Source organism: Dysosmobacter sp. Marseille-Q4140 (genome assembly GCA_018228705.1).
Classification (GTDB): Bacteria; Bacillota; Clostridia; order Oscillospirales; family Oscillospiraceae; genus Oscillibacter.
Map to the genome: position 1 here is coordinate 2,959,193 of CP073694.1, position 12,565 is coordinate 2,971,757.

Here is a 12,565-nt window from a genome sequence, read left to right on the forward strand (position 1 = left end):
GAGTATGCACCTTTAGCTCAGTTGGTAGAGCAACTGACTCTTAATCAGTGGGTCCCCGGTTCGAGTCCGTGAAGGTGCACCATGGCCCGTTGGTCAAGTGGTTAAGACAGCGGCCTCTCACGCCGTTAACATCGGTTCGAATCCGGTACGGGTCACCAAACTCTTCTTGACAAAGAGAGCGAAAGACAATATAATACAGGATGTTCTCCGGCAAGACCGGAAGACAGAAGTTGGTGCTGATTAGGGCGAGGGTCCACCCGTTCCCATTCCGAACACGGTAGTTAAGCTCGTTCCTGCCGACAATACTTGGCTGGCGACGGCCCGGGAAAATAGGTAGCGCCAACACTGAGACACACTCTCATGAGTGTGTCTTTGTTTTTGTTTTGTAACCACTTTGTAGCCGTTTGAGGTGGCACATCTCCCCTTTTTTCGGGAAAATAAAAGGCGAAAGGAGGCGACTGGCCGTGGTGGACCCCAACAATAAGCAGCTCCGTCCGCCTATTCGCCGCAGCCAGCTGCGGCTGCGGCTGGGCAAGGCGTACTATGCGGGACTGCGGTATCTGCTGTGGTGCTCTCCAAAATTCCGCTGGGCCAAGGAGCAGCGGACAGAGCAGCTGCCTCAGGTCCAGTTTGCCCACGCCACGCCCCTGTACCGCCATCTGCGGGGGGAGGAGATGGTTCTCCAGGAGAACAAGGTGGTGAATCTGCGGCTGGCTGTGGCCCGGCTGAACGGGCTGGTGCTGGCGCCGGGGGAGACCTTCAGTTATTGGCGTCTGATCGGAAAGCCCACCCGCCGCAAGGGTTACAAGGAGGGGATGGTGCTGTTTTTGGGCCATGTGGGTAGCGATGTCGGCGGTGGATTATGTCAGCTTTCCAACCTGATCTTCTGGATGACGCTCCACACGCCCCTGACGGTGGTAGAGCGGTACCGCCACTCTCACGACGTGTTTCCCGACGCCAATCGTACCCAGCCCTTCGGAAGCGGCGCTACCTGCGCCTATCCCCACCGGGACCTGATGATCCGCAATGACACGGACCAGCCCTTCCAGCTGTGCCTGCGGGTGGGGGAGACCTGCCTGGAGGGGCAGTGGCGGGCACTGCGCCCCCCGGTCTGCCGGTATGAAATCGTAGAGCGGGACCACCGGATGGACCAGGCCGCCTGGGGCGGCTACGTCCGTCACAACGCCCTGTACCGGCGGCTGTGGGACCGCGACGGGCGGCTGGTGGAGGAGCAGTTCCTCTTTGCCAACGACGCCATCATGATGTACAGCCCTCTGCTGGAGGAAGCGGAGGGTTGTTAATCGGCAGGAAAAATGGTATACTGTGTAAAAAGCGGCGATTTACCGCAGGAAAATAAATAAGTGAGGTGTTTTCATGGATTCTAAGACCACAGGTATTGTGGCCTACATCACCTGGATCGGTCTGGTCATCGCGCTGGTAGCCGGCGACCGGGAGGGGGCCAAGTTCCATCTGAACCAGGCGCTGGTGGTCTGGATTGCGGGGTTGTTCGGCGTGATCCCCTGCATCGGCTGGATCTGGGGCATTTTCTGCTTCGTCTGTGCCCTCATGGGATTGATCGCCGCCATCAACGGCGAGGAGAAGGAAGTTCCCCTGCTGGGCAGGATCAAGCTGCTGAAGTAAGCGGAGGCTGCGCCCGGGGCGCGGCCTCTTTTCATGGAGGAGCGATGGACGAACGACGCAGAATGACGGACCGGGAGGTCTACCCCGCCGCCTGGATCCTGGTGGGGATGCTGGCCCTGGCGTATCTCATCTGGCGGTACGCCCTGGGCAGCCCCACGGTTAGCCGGTGCTGGGTGTGGGAGCACTGGGGGCTCTACTGCCCGGGCTGCGGCGGCACCCGTGCGGTGATCGCCCTGGCCCACGGACAGCTGCTGAAGGCTTTGTACTACCACCCGGCGGTGCCGGTGCTGGCGGCGCTGGGGGGCGTGTACCTGGTCTCTCAGACCGTGTGGCGCATGAGGGGGCGCCGGGGCTGGGTTCTGCGGTACGACCCCCGTTGGCCTGCCGCGCTGGCGGGACTGTTCCTGGTCAACTGCGCGGTGCGGAACCTGCTGTGGCTGGGCTTTGACATCGGGATCTGAATTTGCCGGACGCCGGGAGAGACCGGCGTCCGGCAAATATTTTTTCGTTCTGTAACAATTTCCGGCTTTCCCGCATCATGCGTACAGAGAGGAGGCGAGGCCCATGGCGATTTCCCAGGCGGACCGGGACTGGTTCTGCGACCGGCTGCGGGAGAACTGGACCAGTCTGTACCGGCTCGCCCGCAGCATTACCGGCAGCGACGCTGACGCCCAGGAGGTCATGGCCCAGGCGGCGTACCTGGCCTGGGCGCGGTTCGGGCAGCTGCGGCAGCGGGAGAAGTTCCGCTTTTGGCTTCTGAAGATCGCCGCCAACGAAGCCCGGCAGCTCTGCCGCCGCCGCCGGGGGCGGACTGTGCCGCTGGAGGAGCTGGGGACAGAGCCCGCCGCTCCGGAGAGGGAGCCGGAGGACCACAGCCTCTGGCAGGCGGTCCAGGCCCTGCCCCGTGACCAGCGGGAGGCGGTGGTGCTGTTTTACTGGGAGGACCTGCCCACAGAGGAGATCGCCCGGATCGTGGGCGCCGCGCCGGGCACGGTGCGGGTGCGGCTGAGCCGGGCAAGAGAGCAGCTGCGGAAATGGCTGGAGGTGGAACGGGATGGATGAACTGGATCTGCGTCTGCGGGCAATGGCCCATGGAGAGGAACTGCCCCTGCCGACGGACTGTGAGGCGCTGCTGGACCGTCTGGAGAGGGAGATCCGCAGGGGTGAGGACCGGCGTCCCTACCGGAGACTGGGCCGCCGGACATTGCTGCTGACGGCGGCCGCGGCGGTTCTGTCAGCGTCCGTGCTGGCAGCCGAGCTGTGGCACTTGCGGATCGAAGAGATTTCAGTGGGGCAGGAGGAGTCCAGCTATCGGGTGGACGGAGACATTCCCGCTGTTCCACTGGAGTCCTTCTCTCGTGAGATTTGGGCCATTATGGAAAGAGTGCCTGAAAGGGCGGCAGGGCAAAATCCTCTCCTGATGAGCACAATGCCGGGATACTGGTTTGGAACGTTTGATAGCTGGACAAAATGTGAGGACTTTGTGGGATTCCCCCTGCGCAACCCTCTGGAGGAGGCGGAGTTGTTGGAGATGGCCAATTACGCTGCCATCCCCCGAGATGCGCAGACACTGGACGAGAACAGCAGGCGGCATTGCGCCGTCACTTTAAACGGCTCTGCCAACGGAGAATTGCAGAGTGTTCAGGTAGATGCGGGCTATCTTATGGGCGAAATTCGGATTCAGATGTCTGTAAATCTCTATCCGGAGGGAAGCTTTCTGGACCCGGGGACCGGGGCCGTATGGATTGGAGAGGCGGACTTCACCCTGACCTCTGGCGTAACCGGCAGCAAGGTTCCCTATTCCCTGGTGGTAACGGAAACGCCGGAGAATGAATACTATCATGATTTTTCCAGTGCGGATGCGTTTTTCATCCTGGAAAATGGTCTGTATACATTGCACGCAGTTTCCCCCGGCAGAGAGAGCGGAGGAGCGGCCAGAGCGGCGCTTGAGCAGATGCTGGAACTGTTTTGAACATGGAAAATCCCCCGGCTCATACAAGAGCCGGGGGATTTTTTAGCAGCTCAGTTGTAGATGGGGAACTGACGGCACAGGGCGTCCACCTCGGAACGAACCTGATCCTTGCAGCCCTCGAAGTCCCGGGCCACCATGGCCATCCACTCCGCGATCTTCACCATCTCCGGCTCTTTGAAGCCCCGGGTGGTGGCGGCGGGGGTGCCCACCCGGATGCCGCTGGTGACGAAGGGCTTCTCCGGGTCGTTGGGGATGGCGTTCTTGTTGACGGTGATCTGGACCTCGTCCAGCCGGTGCTCGAACTCCTTGCCGGTGATGTGGAAGTTCCGCACGTCCACCAGGCACAGGTGGTTGTCGGTGCCGCCGGAGACCAGGCGGAAGCCCTGCTTCTGCAGCTCCTCCGCCAGCACGGCGGCGTTCTTCACCACCTGCTGGCCGTAGGCCTTGAATTCGGGCTTGAGCGCCTCGCCGAAGCACACGGCCTTGGCGGCGATGATGTGCTCCAGAGGGCCGCCCTGGGAGCCGGGGAACACGGCGGAGTTGATCTTCTTGAAGATGTCGTCGTCGTTGCACAGGATCAGACCGCCCCGGGGACCCCGCAGGGTCTTGTGGGTGGTGGAGGTGACCACGTCGGCGTAGGGGATGGGGGAGGGATGGACCCCGGCGGCCACGAGACCGGCGATGTGGGCCATGTCCACCATCAGATAGGCGCCCACGGCGTCCGCCACCTCCCGGAACTTGGCGAAGTCGATGGTCCGGGGATAGGCGCTGGCGCCGGCGATGATCATTTTGGGCTTGCACTCCTTGGCCACGGCCATCAACTGGTCGTAGTCGATCATCTCCGTCTCGTCGTTGAGGCCGTAGGGCACGATGTGGAAGTACTTGCCGGAGATGTTGACGGGGCTGCCGTGGCTGAGGTGGCCGCCGTGGGCCAGGTTCATGCCCAGCACCGTGTCGCCGGGCTGCACCAGGGCCATGAAGGCCGCCAGGTTGGCGTTGGCGCCGGAGTGGGGCTGGACGTTGGCGTGCTTGCAGCCGAAGAGCTCGCAGGCCCGGTTCCGGGCGATGTCCTCGGTCACGTCCACGGCATAGCAGCCGCCGTAATACCGCTTGCCGGGATAGCCTTCGGCGTACTTGTTGGTCAGGCACGTGCCCATGGCCAGCATGACGGCCTCGCTGACGATGTTCTCCGAGGCGATCAGCTCGATGTTGCGGCGCTCCCGGGCGAACTCCTCCTGGATGGAGGCGCCCACCTCCGGGTCCGCCTGGGCGATGAACTTCATTGTCTCCTGGATCATGGCAAGTCTCTCCTCTGTCTCGATTTAAGAATGGGCGGCTTCCCCGTCTCCGACGGGGAACTCATACCGCAGCACCGGGTTCCGGGCGGCGCCCACCTCGTCCAACCGGCGGACGGGAGTGCGCCGGGGCGCCTCGCGGAGGGACTGGGGGTTCCGCAGGGCGTCCTGATAGAGCTGCTCGAACACGGCGCAGGCCTCGTCCATGGTCTCCCTGCTCTCCGTCTCCGTGGGCTCCACCATCAGCGCCTCGTGGACGATGAGGGGGAAGTACATGGTGGGCGGATGGATGCCGTGGTCCAGCAGGCCCTTGGCGATGTCCATGGCGCTGACGCCGGTGTCCTTGCGGAGCTTTTCCAGCGTCATGACGAATTCGTGCATACACCAGCCATTGTACGCCATGTCGTAGGTTTTGGCAAGTCTCCACATCATGTAGTTGGCGTTGAGCACGGCGTTCTCCGACGCCTCCGGCACGCCCTCCCGGCCCAAAGTCAGCAGGTACGCCAGGGCCTTCACCGTCACGGTGAAGTTGCCGTAGAAGCCCTTGACCCGACCGATGGAGTGGGCGGGGGTAAAGAAGCCGTAGCCGTCCTCCGTTTTTTCCGCCTGGGGCCCCGGCAGGAAGTCCCGCAGCAGCGCCTTGCAGCCCACGGGGCCGGAGCCGGGCCCGCCGCCGCCGTGAGGGGCGGCGAAGGTCTTGTGGAGGTTCAGGTGGCACACGTCGAAGCCCATGTCGCCGGGCCGCACCACGCCGGCCACGGCGTTGAGGTTGGCACCGTCGTAGTAGCAAAGGCCCCCGGCCTCGTGGACAATGCGGGTGATGGAGAGGATGTTCTTGTCAAAGATGCCCACGGTGTTGGGGTTGGTCAGCATGAGGCCCGCGGTGTCGGGTCCCACGGCGGCGGAGAGGGCGGCGAGGTCCACGCAGCCGTCGGTGCCGGAGGGGATGTTCACCACGTCGAACCCGGCCATCCGGGCGGAGGCAGGGTTGGTGCCGTGGGCGGAGTCAGGGACGATGATCTTGGTGCGGGCGCTGTCGCCGCGGTGGGTGTGATAGGCCTTGATGAGCAGCAGTCCGGTGAATTCCCCGTGGGCGCCGGCGGCGGGCTGGAGGGTCACGGCGTCCATGCCGGTGACGGCGCACAGGGACTGCTCCAGCGTCCACAGGGCCTCCAGGCAGCCCTGGACCGTGGAGACGGGCTGGAGGGGATGGATCTTCGTGAAGCCCGGCAGGGCCGCCAGCTCCTCGTCGATCTTGGGGTTGTACTTCATGGTGCAGGAGCCCAAGGGATAGAACCCGTCGTTGACGCCGTGGACCCGGTCGCACAGCTGCTTGTAGTGGCGGGTCAACTCGTTCTCTCCCACGTGGGGCAGCCGGGGCGGATCGGTCCGCTCCCGGTCCAGGCGGATCTCCGGCACATCGCAGGGAGGCAGCAGGCTCAGCCCCTGGCCGGGGTGGCCCTTTTCAAAGATGGTTTTCACTGCGCCAGCACCTCCTTCACGATGTCCGCAGCCCTATCCAGCTCTTCCCGGCTCACCAGCTCCGTGGCGCACCAGAGGAGGCCGCCCTCCACGGGCAGGCCGCCCAGGATGTCCGCCCGGGCCAGGGCGCTGAGGATCTGCTCCCCAGTCTCCGGGGTGCAGGCGGTGACGAACTCGTGGAAATAGGGGCCCTCGTGGGCCAGGGGCAGTCCGGCCTGGGCCAGACGCTCCGCCAGATAATGGGCCTTGGACAGGGACTGCCGGGCGGCCTGGGCGAGGCCCGCCGCGCCCATGGCGCTGAGGTACAGCCCGGCAGTAAAGGCGCACAGGGCCTGGTTGGAGCAGATGTTGCTGCTGGCCTTCTCCCGGCGGATATGCTGCTCCCGGGCAGTCAGGGTCAGGACGTAGCCCACCTTGCCGTCCACGTCGTGGGTCCGGCCCACGATGCGGCCGGGCAGCTGGCGCATGAGCTTTTTGGTGGCGGCCATGAAGCCCAGGTACGGCCCGCCGAAGGCGGTGTCCAGGCCCAGGGGCTGGCCGTCGCCCACGGCCACGTCGGCGCCGCAGGCGGCGGGGGTCTCCAGCAGGGCGCAGGCGATGGGGTTCACACCCATGACAAACTTGGCCCCGGCGGCGTGGACGATCTCGCCGATCTCGGCGGCGTCCTCGATCAGGCCGAAGTAGTTGGGCTGGGCCAGGTAGAAGCAGGCCGCGTCGTCGCCCAGGGCGGCGGAGAGGGCCTCCTTGTCAGTGCGGCCACCGGGGGCGGGCACCACGGTCAGCTCCACGCCGGAGCCGAAGCAGTAGGTCCGCATGGTCTCGATGACCTCCGGATGGGCGGCGGCGGACACCAGTGCCCGGCGGCGCCTGCGGTCCACGCACATGGTGATGGCCTCCGCCGCGGCGGTGGCCCCGTCGTAGACGGAGGCGTTGGACACGTCCATGCCGGTCAGTTCGCAGATCATGGTCTGGTACTCGAAGATGGACTGGAGGATGCCCTGGCTGATCTCCGCCTGATAGGGGGTGTAGGCGGTGACCAGCTCCTCCCGGGAGGCGATGGACTTGACCACCGCGGGGATATAGTGCCGGTAGGCGCCGGCGCCCCGGAGGCAGGTGCGGAACACATGGTTCTTCTCCGCCATGGCGGTCACGGCCCGGCGGACCTCCAGCTCGCTCTTCCCGGCAGGCAGGTCCAGTTCCTTGACGAACATCTCCTCCGGCACGTTGGCGTACAGGTCCCGGATGCCGGAGGCGCCCATGGCCTCCAGCATCTCCTGCCGCACCGCCGGGGAGTTGGGTACGTAGCTGCCCATGGGCTCAGCCCTCCGTCTGGGTGAAGGCCTCGTAGGCGGCGGCGTCCATGAGATCGGCCTGGTCGGTGACCTGCTCGATCCGGGCGATCCAGGCGCCGTAGGGATCCTCGTTCAGCTTCTCCGGGGCGTCCAGCAGCTCCTCGTTGACCTCGGCGATGACGCCGCTGACCGGGGAGATGATGTCGGACACGGCCTTCACGGACTCCACGTCGCACAGGGGCTCCTCGGCGGCGACACTGTCGCCCGCCATGGGCAGGTTCACGAACACCAGGTCGCCCAGGGAGTCCTGGGCAAAGTCGGAGATGCCTACCAGGGCGGTGGTGTCGTCCAGCATCTTGACCCACTCGTGGGTCTTGGCATACAGCAGTTCAGCGGGGAAGTTCATGGATCGTTCCTCCTTACAAAATATATCAGGTTGATGTGGTCCGCATGGGGAAACCGCCGTCTCATCAGCGGGTGATCTTGTAGAAGGGCAGGGGGACCACCTCCACGGGGATCCGGCGGCCCCGGACATCGGCCTCCAGGGCGGTGCCGGGCTCAGCGGCGGTCAGGTCCACATAGCCCATGGCCGCGCCATAGCCCAGGAAGGGGCAGTGGGTGCCGGAGGTGGTGCGGCCCACCTTGTCTCCGCCGGGGTAGTAGAGGTCGCAGTGCTCCCGGACGATGCCCCGGCCGGTGACCTTCAGCCCCACCCGCTTGACGGCGGGGGCGCCCCGGGCGATGATGGGCTCCCGGCCCAGGAAGTCCTTGCCGTCCAGTTTGCAGGGCAATCCCGCCTCCTTGGGGGAGACGTCGTCGTCCATCTCGTGGCCGTAGAGGGGCATGGCGGCCTCCAGCCGCAGGGTGTCCCGGGCGCCCAGGCCGCAGGGCAGGAGCCCTTCAGGCGCGCCCGCCTCCAGCAGCGTGTTCCACAGGTCCGCGGCCCGGTCAGCCGGGCAATACAGCTCGAAACCGAACTCGCCGGTGTACCCGGTCTGGGACACCAGGGCCTCCACATCGCCGCCCTTGCAGCGGAGGGTAACGTGGTCGTTGAAGCGGTAGTATTTCTCTGGGATGTCCGCCTCGGCGCAGATTTTTTTCAGGATGTCCCCGGACTTAGGGCCCTGAAGGGCCAGCTGGGCCACCTGGTCGGAAATGTCGGAAAAGCGCACGCCGCCGGTCAGGCGGGAGGAGACCCATTCCGCGTCCTTCTCGTGGTTGCCGGCGTTGACCACCAGCAGATATTTCTCCGGCCCCTGGCGGCAGACCACCAGATCGTCCACGATGCCGCCCCGCTCATTGCAGAGCATGGCGTACTTCACCTGGCCGTCGGTCATCTTGCTGAGGTCGGCGGTCACCAGCCATTGGAGATTGGCAAGGGCGTCCGGCCCCTCCAGCAGCAGTTCCGCCATGTGGGACACGTCGAACAGTCCCGCCTTTTCCCGCACCGCCATGTGCTCGGCGATGACGCCGGCGGGGTACTGGACCGGCATCAGGTATCCGCCGAAGGGCACCATTTTGCCGCCCAGGGCCACGTGGGTGTCGTAGAGGGGAGTTCGTTTTTCCATATCTGCGCCTCCTGTATCATAGTGGGATTTCCGTGGTTTCCGGCACAAAAAAGACAGAGGCATAAGGAGGCCCCGCTGTTGGGGGATTCCTTACGCCTCTGTTCTGTGACCTGAGAGATTCCCGGCGAACGACGCCCGGTTGCCCCTTCGGTGCATTGCTGCTCTCCAGAGTTCTGTCCCGGTACAGTCCCGTCTGCCTGGTCCCGCCGCGCGCGGGACCTTCGGCGCCGCCCGGAGGGCGAACTCTCCTGTACCGTTCATTCAGATATGAACTTGCAGAGGGATATCCCCCTCTTTTTTTCACACTAGCAGACTTACTCCCTGATGTCAAGGGAAAATCTGGAGATAGGTATTACTTTCTTCTTCTGGCAGCCATCTGCCTCGGCGATATCTGCGGAGGAACTACCTCCGTCAGCCCAGCCGGGCGGGGGTGCCGTCCTCGTAGAGGCCCCGCTCCGTCAGGACCCAGGGAATGGGCATGTCGTGGGGCTCCAGGGGGATCTCCTCCCGGATCAGCCGCTCCCGGCACATCAGCACGGCGGCGGAGCGGTAGACGGAGAGGAAGCGGTCGTAGTATCCGCCGCCCCGGCCCAGCCGGTGCCCCAGGTGGTTGCAGCCCATGCAGGGCAGCACCGCCAGGTCCACCGCATCCACCGCCACCTGCGGGGTATCCGGCGGCGGCTCCGGCAGGCCGTAGGCCCCGGGGGAGAGCTGGCTGAGGGAGGTGATCTGCCGCAGTTCCATGATGCCCGGCCCGGTGCAAAGGGGCACGCACAGCCGTTTCCCGTCGGCCAGGGCCCGGGTCAGGATGGGCCGGGTGTCGATCTCCCAGCCGGTTCCCACAAAGCAGAACACCGTCTCCGCCTCCTGATAGGCTGGCATGGCCAGCAGGTGGGCGGTGATGGCCGCGTCCGCCTTTTCCCGGTAGCTCTGGGGCAGGCCCTCCGCCATGCGGCGCAGGGTGGCCCGCAGGGCTTGCTTTTCCTCTTTTCTCGTCATGGCAGGGGGTCCTCCTCTTTCTCCGGCGCGGCGGCGCCGTAGGCAATGGCGCCGCTGCCGTATTTTCCGCGGATGCGGTCCATGGCCGCCTCCAGTTTTTCGCTGCGCTGCCGGGTGGCGGCGGAGCCGCTGAACAGGTCCACCTGCTCATAGGTATCCTCCGCCTCCATTAGATGGATAGCGGTGACGGTCAGGGCCCGGATGGGGGACGGGGGCTTCCAGATCTGCTCCGTCAGGTCCATGGCCGTCTCCGTCACCTCCCGGATCAGGTGGGTGGGAGCGGAGAGCCGGGTCTGCCGGGACCGGTCCCGGAACTGGGGGTCCCGGACCGTCACCTGGAGGCCGCCGGCGTAGAGGCCCAGGTGGCGCAGCCGGCTGGCCACGGAGTCCGCCAGCATGGCGATGCCCTGGCGCACCTGGTCCCGGGTAGTCAGGTTCTGGGGGAAGGTGGTGCCGTTGCCCACGGATTTCACCGGCTCCTTCTCGAACCGGGAGCGGACCGGGTCTGCATCCAGGCCGTTGGCGTAACTGTGAAGCTGGAGGCCCATCTTACCCATGAGCTGCTCCAGCATGTCCGGCTTGCAGGCGGCCAGCTGGCCGATGGTGTCCACGCCGTACTGGCCCAGCAGCTTCCGGGCGGCGCCGCCCACGTACAATAGATCTCCCACCGGCAACGGCCACACGATCTCCCGCCAGTTTTCCGGGGAGATGACGGTGGTGGCGTCGGGCTTTTTGTAGTCGCTGCCCAGCTTGGCAAAGACCTTGTTGAAGCTGACGCCCACGGACAGCGTCAGCCCCAGCTCCTGCCGCATCCGGCGGCGGAGGGTGTCCGCCAGGGCGCGGGCGTCGCCGCCGAAGAGGTGCAGCGTGCCGGTCACGTCCAGCCAGCTCTCGTCGATGCCGAAGGGCTCCACCAGGTCGGTGTACTGGCCGTAGATATCGTTGACCTTCCGGGAGTACTCCCGGTACAGGAGGTGGTGGGGCGGCAGCAGCACCAGGTCCGGGCACTTTTTCTTGGCCTGCCAGATGGTCTCCGCCGTCTGGACGCCGAAGCGCTTGGCTGGCTCATTCTTGGCCAGGATGATGCCGTGGCGGGAGGTGGGATCGCCGCATACCGCCACAGGTGTCTGCCGCAGGTCCGGGTGGCTCAGCAATTCCACGGAGGCGTAAAAGCTGTTGAGATCGCAGTGCAGAATGATCCGTTCCATGGCGCTGCCCCCTTTCTGCACTCAGTATAGCACATTTGTTCGCCTTTGAAAAGGGGCGGAAAAGGGAAGGCGGCGTGCCTCAGGCACGCCGCCTTCCCCGGAGTAAAATGGATGGATTTTTGGATTACAGAATACCCATGAGCACCAGGGTCAGCGTCACGAAGGTGGCCAGCAGGGCCAGGGAGAACAGCAGGAAGCCCGCGTTCACCTTGCCGCCGGGCTGGACGATGGTCTGGGACTCCGGCACCAGGCGGGCCCGGCGCAGGGCGGTGACCACCGGCTTGTACAGCAGCAGGATCACGGCCATGTTGAGGCCGCCCTTGACCAGGTTGAAGGGCAGAAACACGGTGGGCAGCATGGCGGCCACCACAGCCCGGTCCATCTCCATGTAGATGGGGGTGATCAGGTAGTTCCACAGCAGCATCACCACGGTCAGGCATACGGTGCCCAGAGCCAGGCCGATGACAGCGCCCTTCTTGCTGTGGACCTTCTTATAGACGAAGGAGGCGGTGCAGCAGAAGGCCACGGTAGCCAGCACGTTCATGATGAGGCCGATGATGCCGGTGTCGCTGACGGTGAACATCTCCACCACGGCCACCACGATGGCGATGACGGCGGCGGCCAGAGGCCCGAAGATGAAGCCGCCGATGCAGATGACGGTATCCTTCAGATCCATCTGCAAAAAGCCCACCACCTGGGGCAGCATCTTACTGAGGATCATTACCACATAGGCGACGGCGGTCAGCATAGCCAGAGAGGTCATGGTCTTGACGCCCATGCGGGGGCGGGCACCGGACTTGATGGCGTTGACAGTGGGATCGGACATAAAAAACACACTCCTTTTTGTTGCTGGAAAACACCCTGGATCCTTTGACTTCTCCAAGGTGAACCCGCAACAAAGGAGCGCGCGACAACACGCGCGGCTTTGCCGCACTCATCTTCTTCCATCCAGACTGTTACTGTTGGTCCCGGAGTTTCACCGGGTCGGCGGACGCCGAAAGCATCCGTTCGCGGACTGTACCGCCAGTGGGGAATTGCACCCCGCCCTGAAGACAAAGTATTCAGTTGCTTTCTCTGTGGGACAGTATACGACAGTGCGCGGGAAAAT

Annotated in this window: 13 protein-coding genes, 2 tRNA genes, 1 rRNA gene and 2 riboswitches; of the genes, 8 read left to right on the forward strand and 8 right to left on the reverse strand. The window is 64.6% G+C overall.

The genetic code is table 11. The features are described from left to right. Nucleotides 1-6: 6 nt before the first annotated feature. The 8 genes from KFE19_14795 (at nt 7) to KFE19_14830 (ending at nt 3,613) form a co-directional block, all read left to right on the forward strand. A tRNA-Lys gene (locus tag KFE19_14795) sits at nt 7-82 on the forward strand. A 1-nt stretch (nt 83) separates the two neighbouring features. Continuing rightward, nucleotides 84-158, forward strand: a tRNA-Glu gene (locus KFE19_14800). Nucleotides 159-229: 71 nt separating this feature from the next. After that, a 5S ribosomal RNA gene (rrf, locus tag KFE19_14805) occupies nt 230-345 on the forward strand. Nucleotides 346-467: 122 nt separating this feature from the next. Continuing rightward, nucleotides 468-1,301 (forward strand): VanW family protein, encoded by an 834-nt coding sequence (locus KFE19_14810; protein QUO39651.1) that lies wholly within the window; start codon nt 468-470, stop codon nt 1,299-1,301. Nucleotides 1,302-1,374: 73 nt separating this feature from the next. Further along, the gene (locus tag KFE19_14815) at nt 1,375-1,641 is read left to right on the forward strand and encodes a hypothetical protein (protein QUO37614.1); all 267 of its coding nucleotides are present in this window, start codon (nt 1,375-1,377) and stop codon (nt 1,639-1,641) included. Nucleotides 1,642-1,685: 44 nt separating this feature from the next. Next, nucleotides 1,686-2,102 carry a DUF2752 domain-containing protein gene (locus tag KFE19_14820; GenBank protein QUO37615.1) on the forward strand — a complete coding sequence of 139 codons (417 nt, stop codon included), beginning with the start codon at nt 1,686-1,688 and terminating at the stop codon, nt 2,100-2,102. A gap of 103 nt (nt 2,103-2,205) precedes the next feature. Then, nucleotides 2,206-2,703 carry an RNA polymerase sigma factor gene (locus KFE19_14825; protein QUO37616.1) on the forward strand — a complete coding sequence of 166 codons (498 nt, stop codon included), beginning with the start codon at nt 2,206-2,208 and terminating at the stop codon, nt 2,701-2,703. Next, nucleotides 2,696-3,613, forward strand: a complete 918-nt coding sequence (locus KFE19_14830) for a hypothetical protein (protein ID QUO37617.1) — start codon at nt 2,696-2,698, stop codon at nt 3,611-3,613. Before KFE19_14825 ends, KFE19_14830 begins: the two co-directional genes overlap by 8 nt. Nucleotides 3,614-3,663: 50 nt before the next feature. Here KFE19_14830 and KFE19_14835 read toward each other — a convergent pair whose 3' ends face one another. The 8 genes from KFE19_14835 to KFE19_14870 all read right to left on the reverse strand — a co-directional run bounded on the left by KFE19_14835 (nt 3,664) and on the right by KFE19_14870 (nt 12,283). Further along, nucleotides 3,664-4,896, reverse strand: a complete 1,233-nt coding sequence (locus tag KFE19_14835) for a serine hydroxymethyltransferase (protein ID QUO39652.1) — start codon at nt 4,894-4,896, stop codon at nt 3,664-3,666. A 39-nt stretch (nt 4,897-4,935) separates the two neighbouring features. Next, nucleotides 4,936-6,390 (reverse strand): aminomethyl-transferring glycine dehydrogenase subunit GcvPB, encoded by a 1,455-nt coding sequence (gene gcvPB / locus KFE19_14840; GenBank protein QUO37618.1) that lies wholly within the window; start codon nt 6,388-6,390, stop codon nt 4,936-4,938. Further along, nucleotides 6,387-7,703: an aminomethyl-transferring glycine dehydrogenase subunit GcvPA gene (gene gcvPA / locus KFE19_14845; GenBank protein ID QUO37619.1), complete on the reverse strand. Its 1,317-nt coding sequence runs from the start codon at nt 7,701-7,703 to the stop codon at nt 6,387-6,389. Before gcvPA ends, gcvPB begins: the two co-directional genes overlap by 4 nt. Nucleotides 7,704-7,707: 4 nt before the next feature. Beyond that, nucleotides 7,708-8,088 carry a glycine cleavage system protein GcvH gene (gcvH, locus tag KFE19_14850; protein QUO37620.1) on the reverse strand — a complete coding sequence of 127 codons (381 nt, stop codon included), beginning with the start codon at nt 8,086-8,088 and terminating at the stop codon, nt 7,708-7,710. 64 nt (nt 8,089-8,152) lie between these two features. After that, nucleotides 8,153-9,250, reverse strand: coding sequence for a glycine cleavage system aminomethyltransferase GcvT (gene gcvT, locus KFE19_14855; GenBank protein ID QUO37621.1), 1,098 nt, complete (start codon nt 9,248-9,250; stop codon nt 8,153-8,155). A gap of 88 nt (nt 9,251-9,338) precedes the next feature. Next, a riboswitch (glycine riboswitch) is annotated at nt 9,339-9,429 on the reverse strand. A 232-nt stretch (nt 9,430-9,661) separates the two neighbouring features. Further along, nucleotides 9,662-10,249, reverse strand: a complete 588-nt coding sequence (locus KFE19_14860) for a 5-formyltetrahydrofolate cyclo-ligase (protein QUO37622.1) — start codon at nt 10,247-10,249, stop codon at nt 9,662-9,664. After that, entirely contained in the window at nt 10,246-11,457 is a 1,212-nt protein-coding gene (gene dinB, locus KFE19_14865) for a DNA polymerase IV (protein QUO37623.1), read from the reverse strand. Before dinB ends, KFE19_14860 begins: the two co-directional genes overlap by 4 nt. 124 nt (nt 11,458-11,581) lie before the next feature. Further along, the gene (locus KFE19_14870; protein ID QUO37624.1) at nt 11,582-12,283 is read right to left on the reverse strand and encodes an ECF transporter S component; all 702 of its coding nucleotides are present in this window, start codon (nt 12,281-12,283) and stop codon (nt 11,582-11,584) included. A 106-nt stretch (nt 12,284-12,389) separates the two neighbouring features. Continuing rightward, nucleotides 12,390-12,515, reverse strand: a riboswitch (FMN riboswitch). Nucleotides 12,516-12,565: the final 50 nt, after the last annotated feature.

Bases quoted from the DNA above. Each gene is read 5' to 3' on its own strand.
- KFE19_14815 (QUO37614.1), top strand. From the start codon at position 1,375: ATGGATTCTAAGACCACAGGTATTGTGGCCTACATCACCTGGATCGGT.
- KFE19_14820 (QUO37615.1), top strand. From the start codon at position 1,686: ATGGACGAACGACGCAGAATGACGGACCGGGAGGTCTACCCCGCCGCC.
- KFE19_14825 (QUO37616.1), top strand. From the start codon at position 2,206: ATGGCGATTTCCCAGGCGGACCGGGACTGGTTCTGCGACCGGCTGCGG.
- KFE19_14830 (QUO37617.1), top strand. From the start codon at position 2,696: ATGGATGAACTGGATCTGCGTCTGCGGGCAATGGCCCATGGAGAGGAA.
- KFE19_14835 (QUO39652.1), bottom strand. From the start codon at position 4,896: ATGAAGTTCATCGCCCAGGCGGACCCGGAGGTGGGCGCCTCCATCCAG.
- gcvPA (QUO37619.1), bottom strand. From the start codon at position 7,703: ATGGGCAGCTACGTACCCAACTCCCCGGCGGTGCGGCAGGAGATGCTG.
- gcvH (QUO37620.1), bottom strand. From the start codon at position 8,088: ATGAACTTCCCCGCTGAACTGCTGTATGCCAAGACCCACGAGTGGGTC.
- gcvT (QUO37621.1), bottom strand. From the start codon at position 9,250: ATGGAAAAACGAACTCCCCTCTACGACACCCACGTGGCCCTGGGCGGC.
- KFE19_14860 (QUO37622.1), bottom strand. From the start codon at position 10,249: ATGACGAGAAAAGAGGAAAAGCAAGCCCTGCGGGCCACCCTGCGCCGC.
- dinB (QUO37623.1), bottom strand. From the start codon at position 11,457: ATGGAACGGATCATTCTGCACTGCGATCTCAACAGCTTTTACGCCTCC.
- KFE19_14870 (QUO37624.1), bottom strand. From the start codon at position 12,283: ATGTCCGATCCCACTGTCAACGCCATCAAGTCCGGTGCCCGCCCCCGC.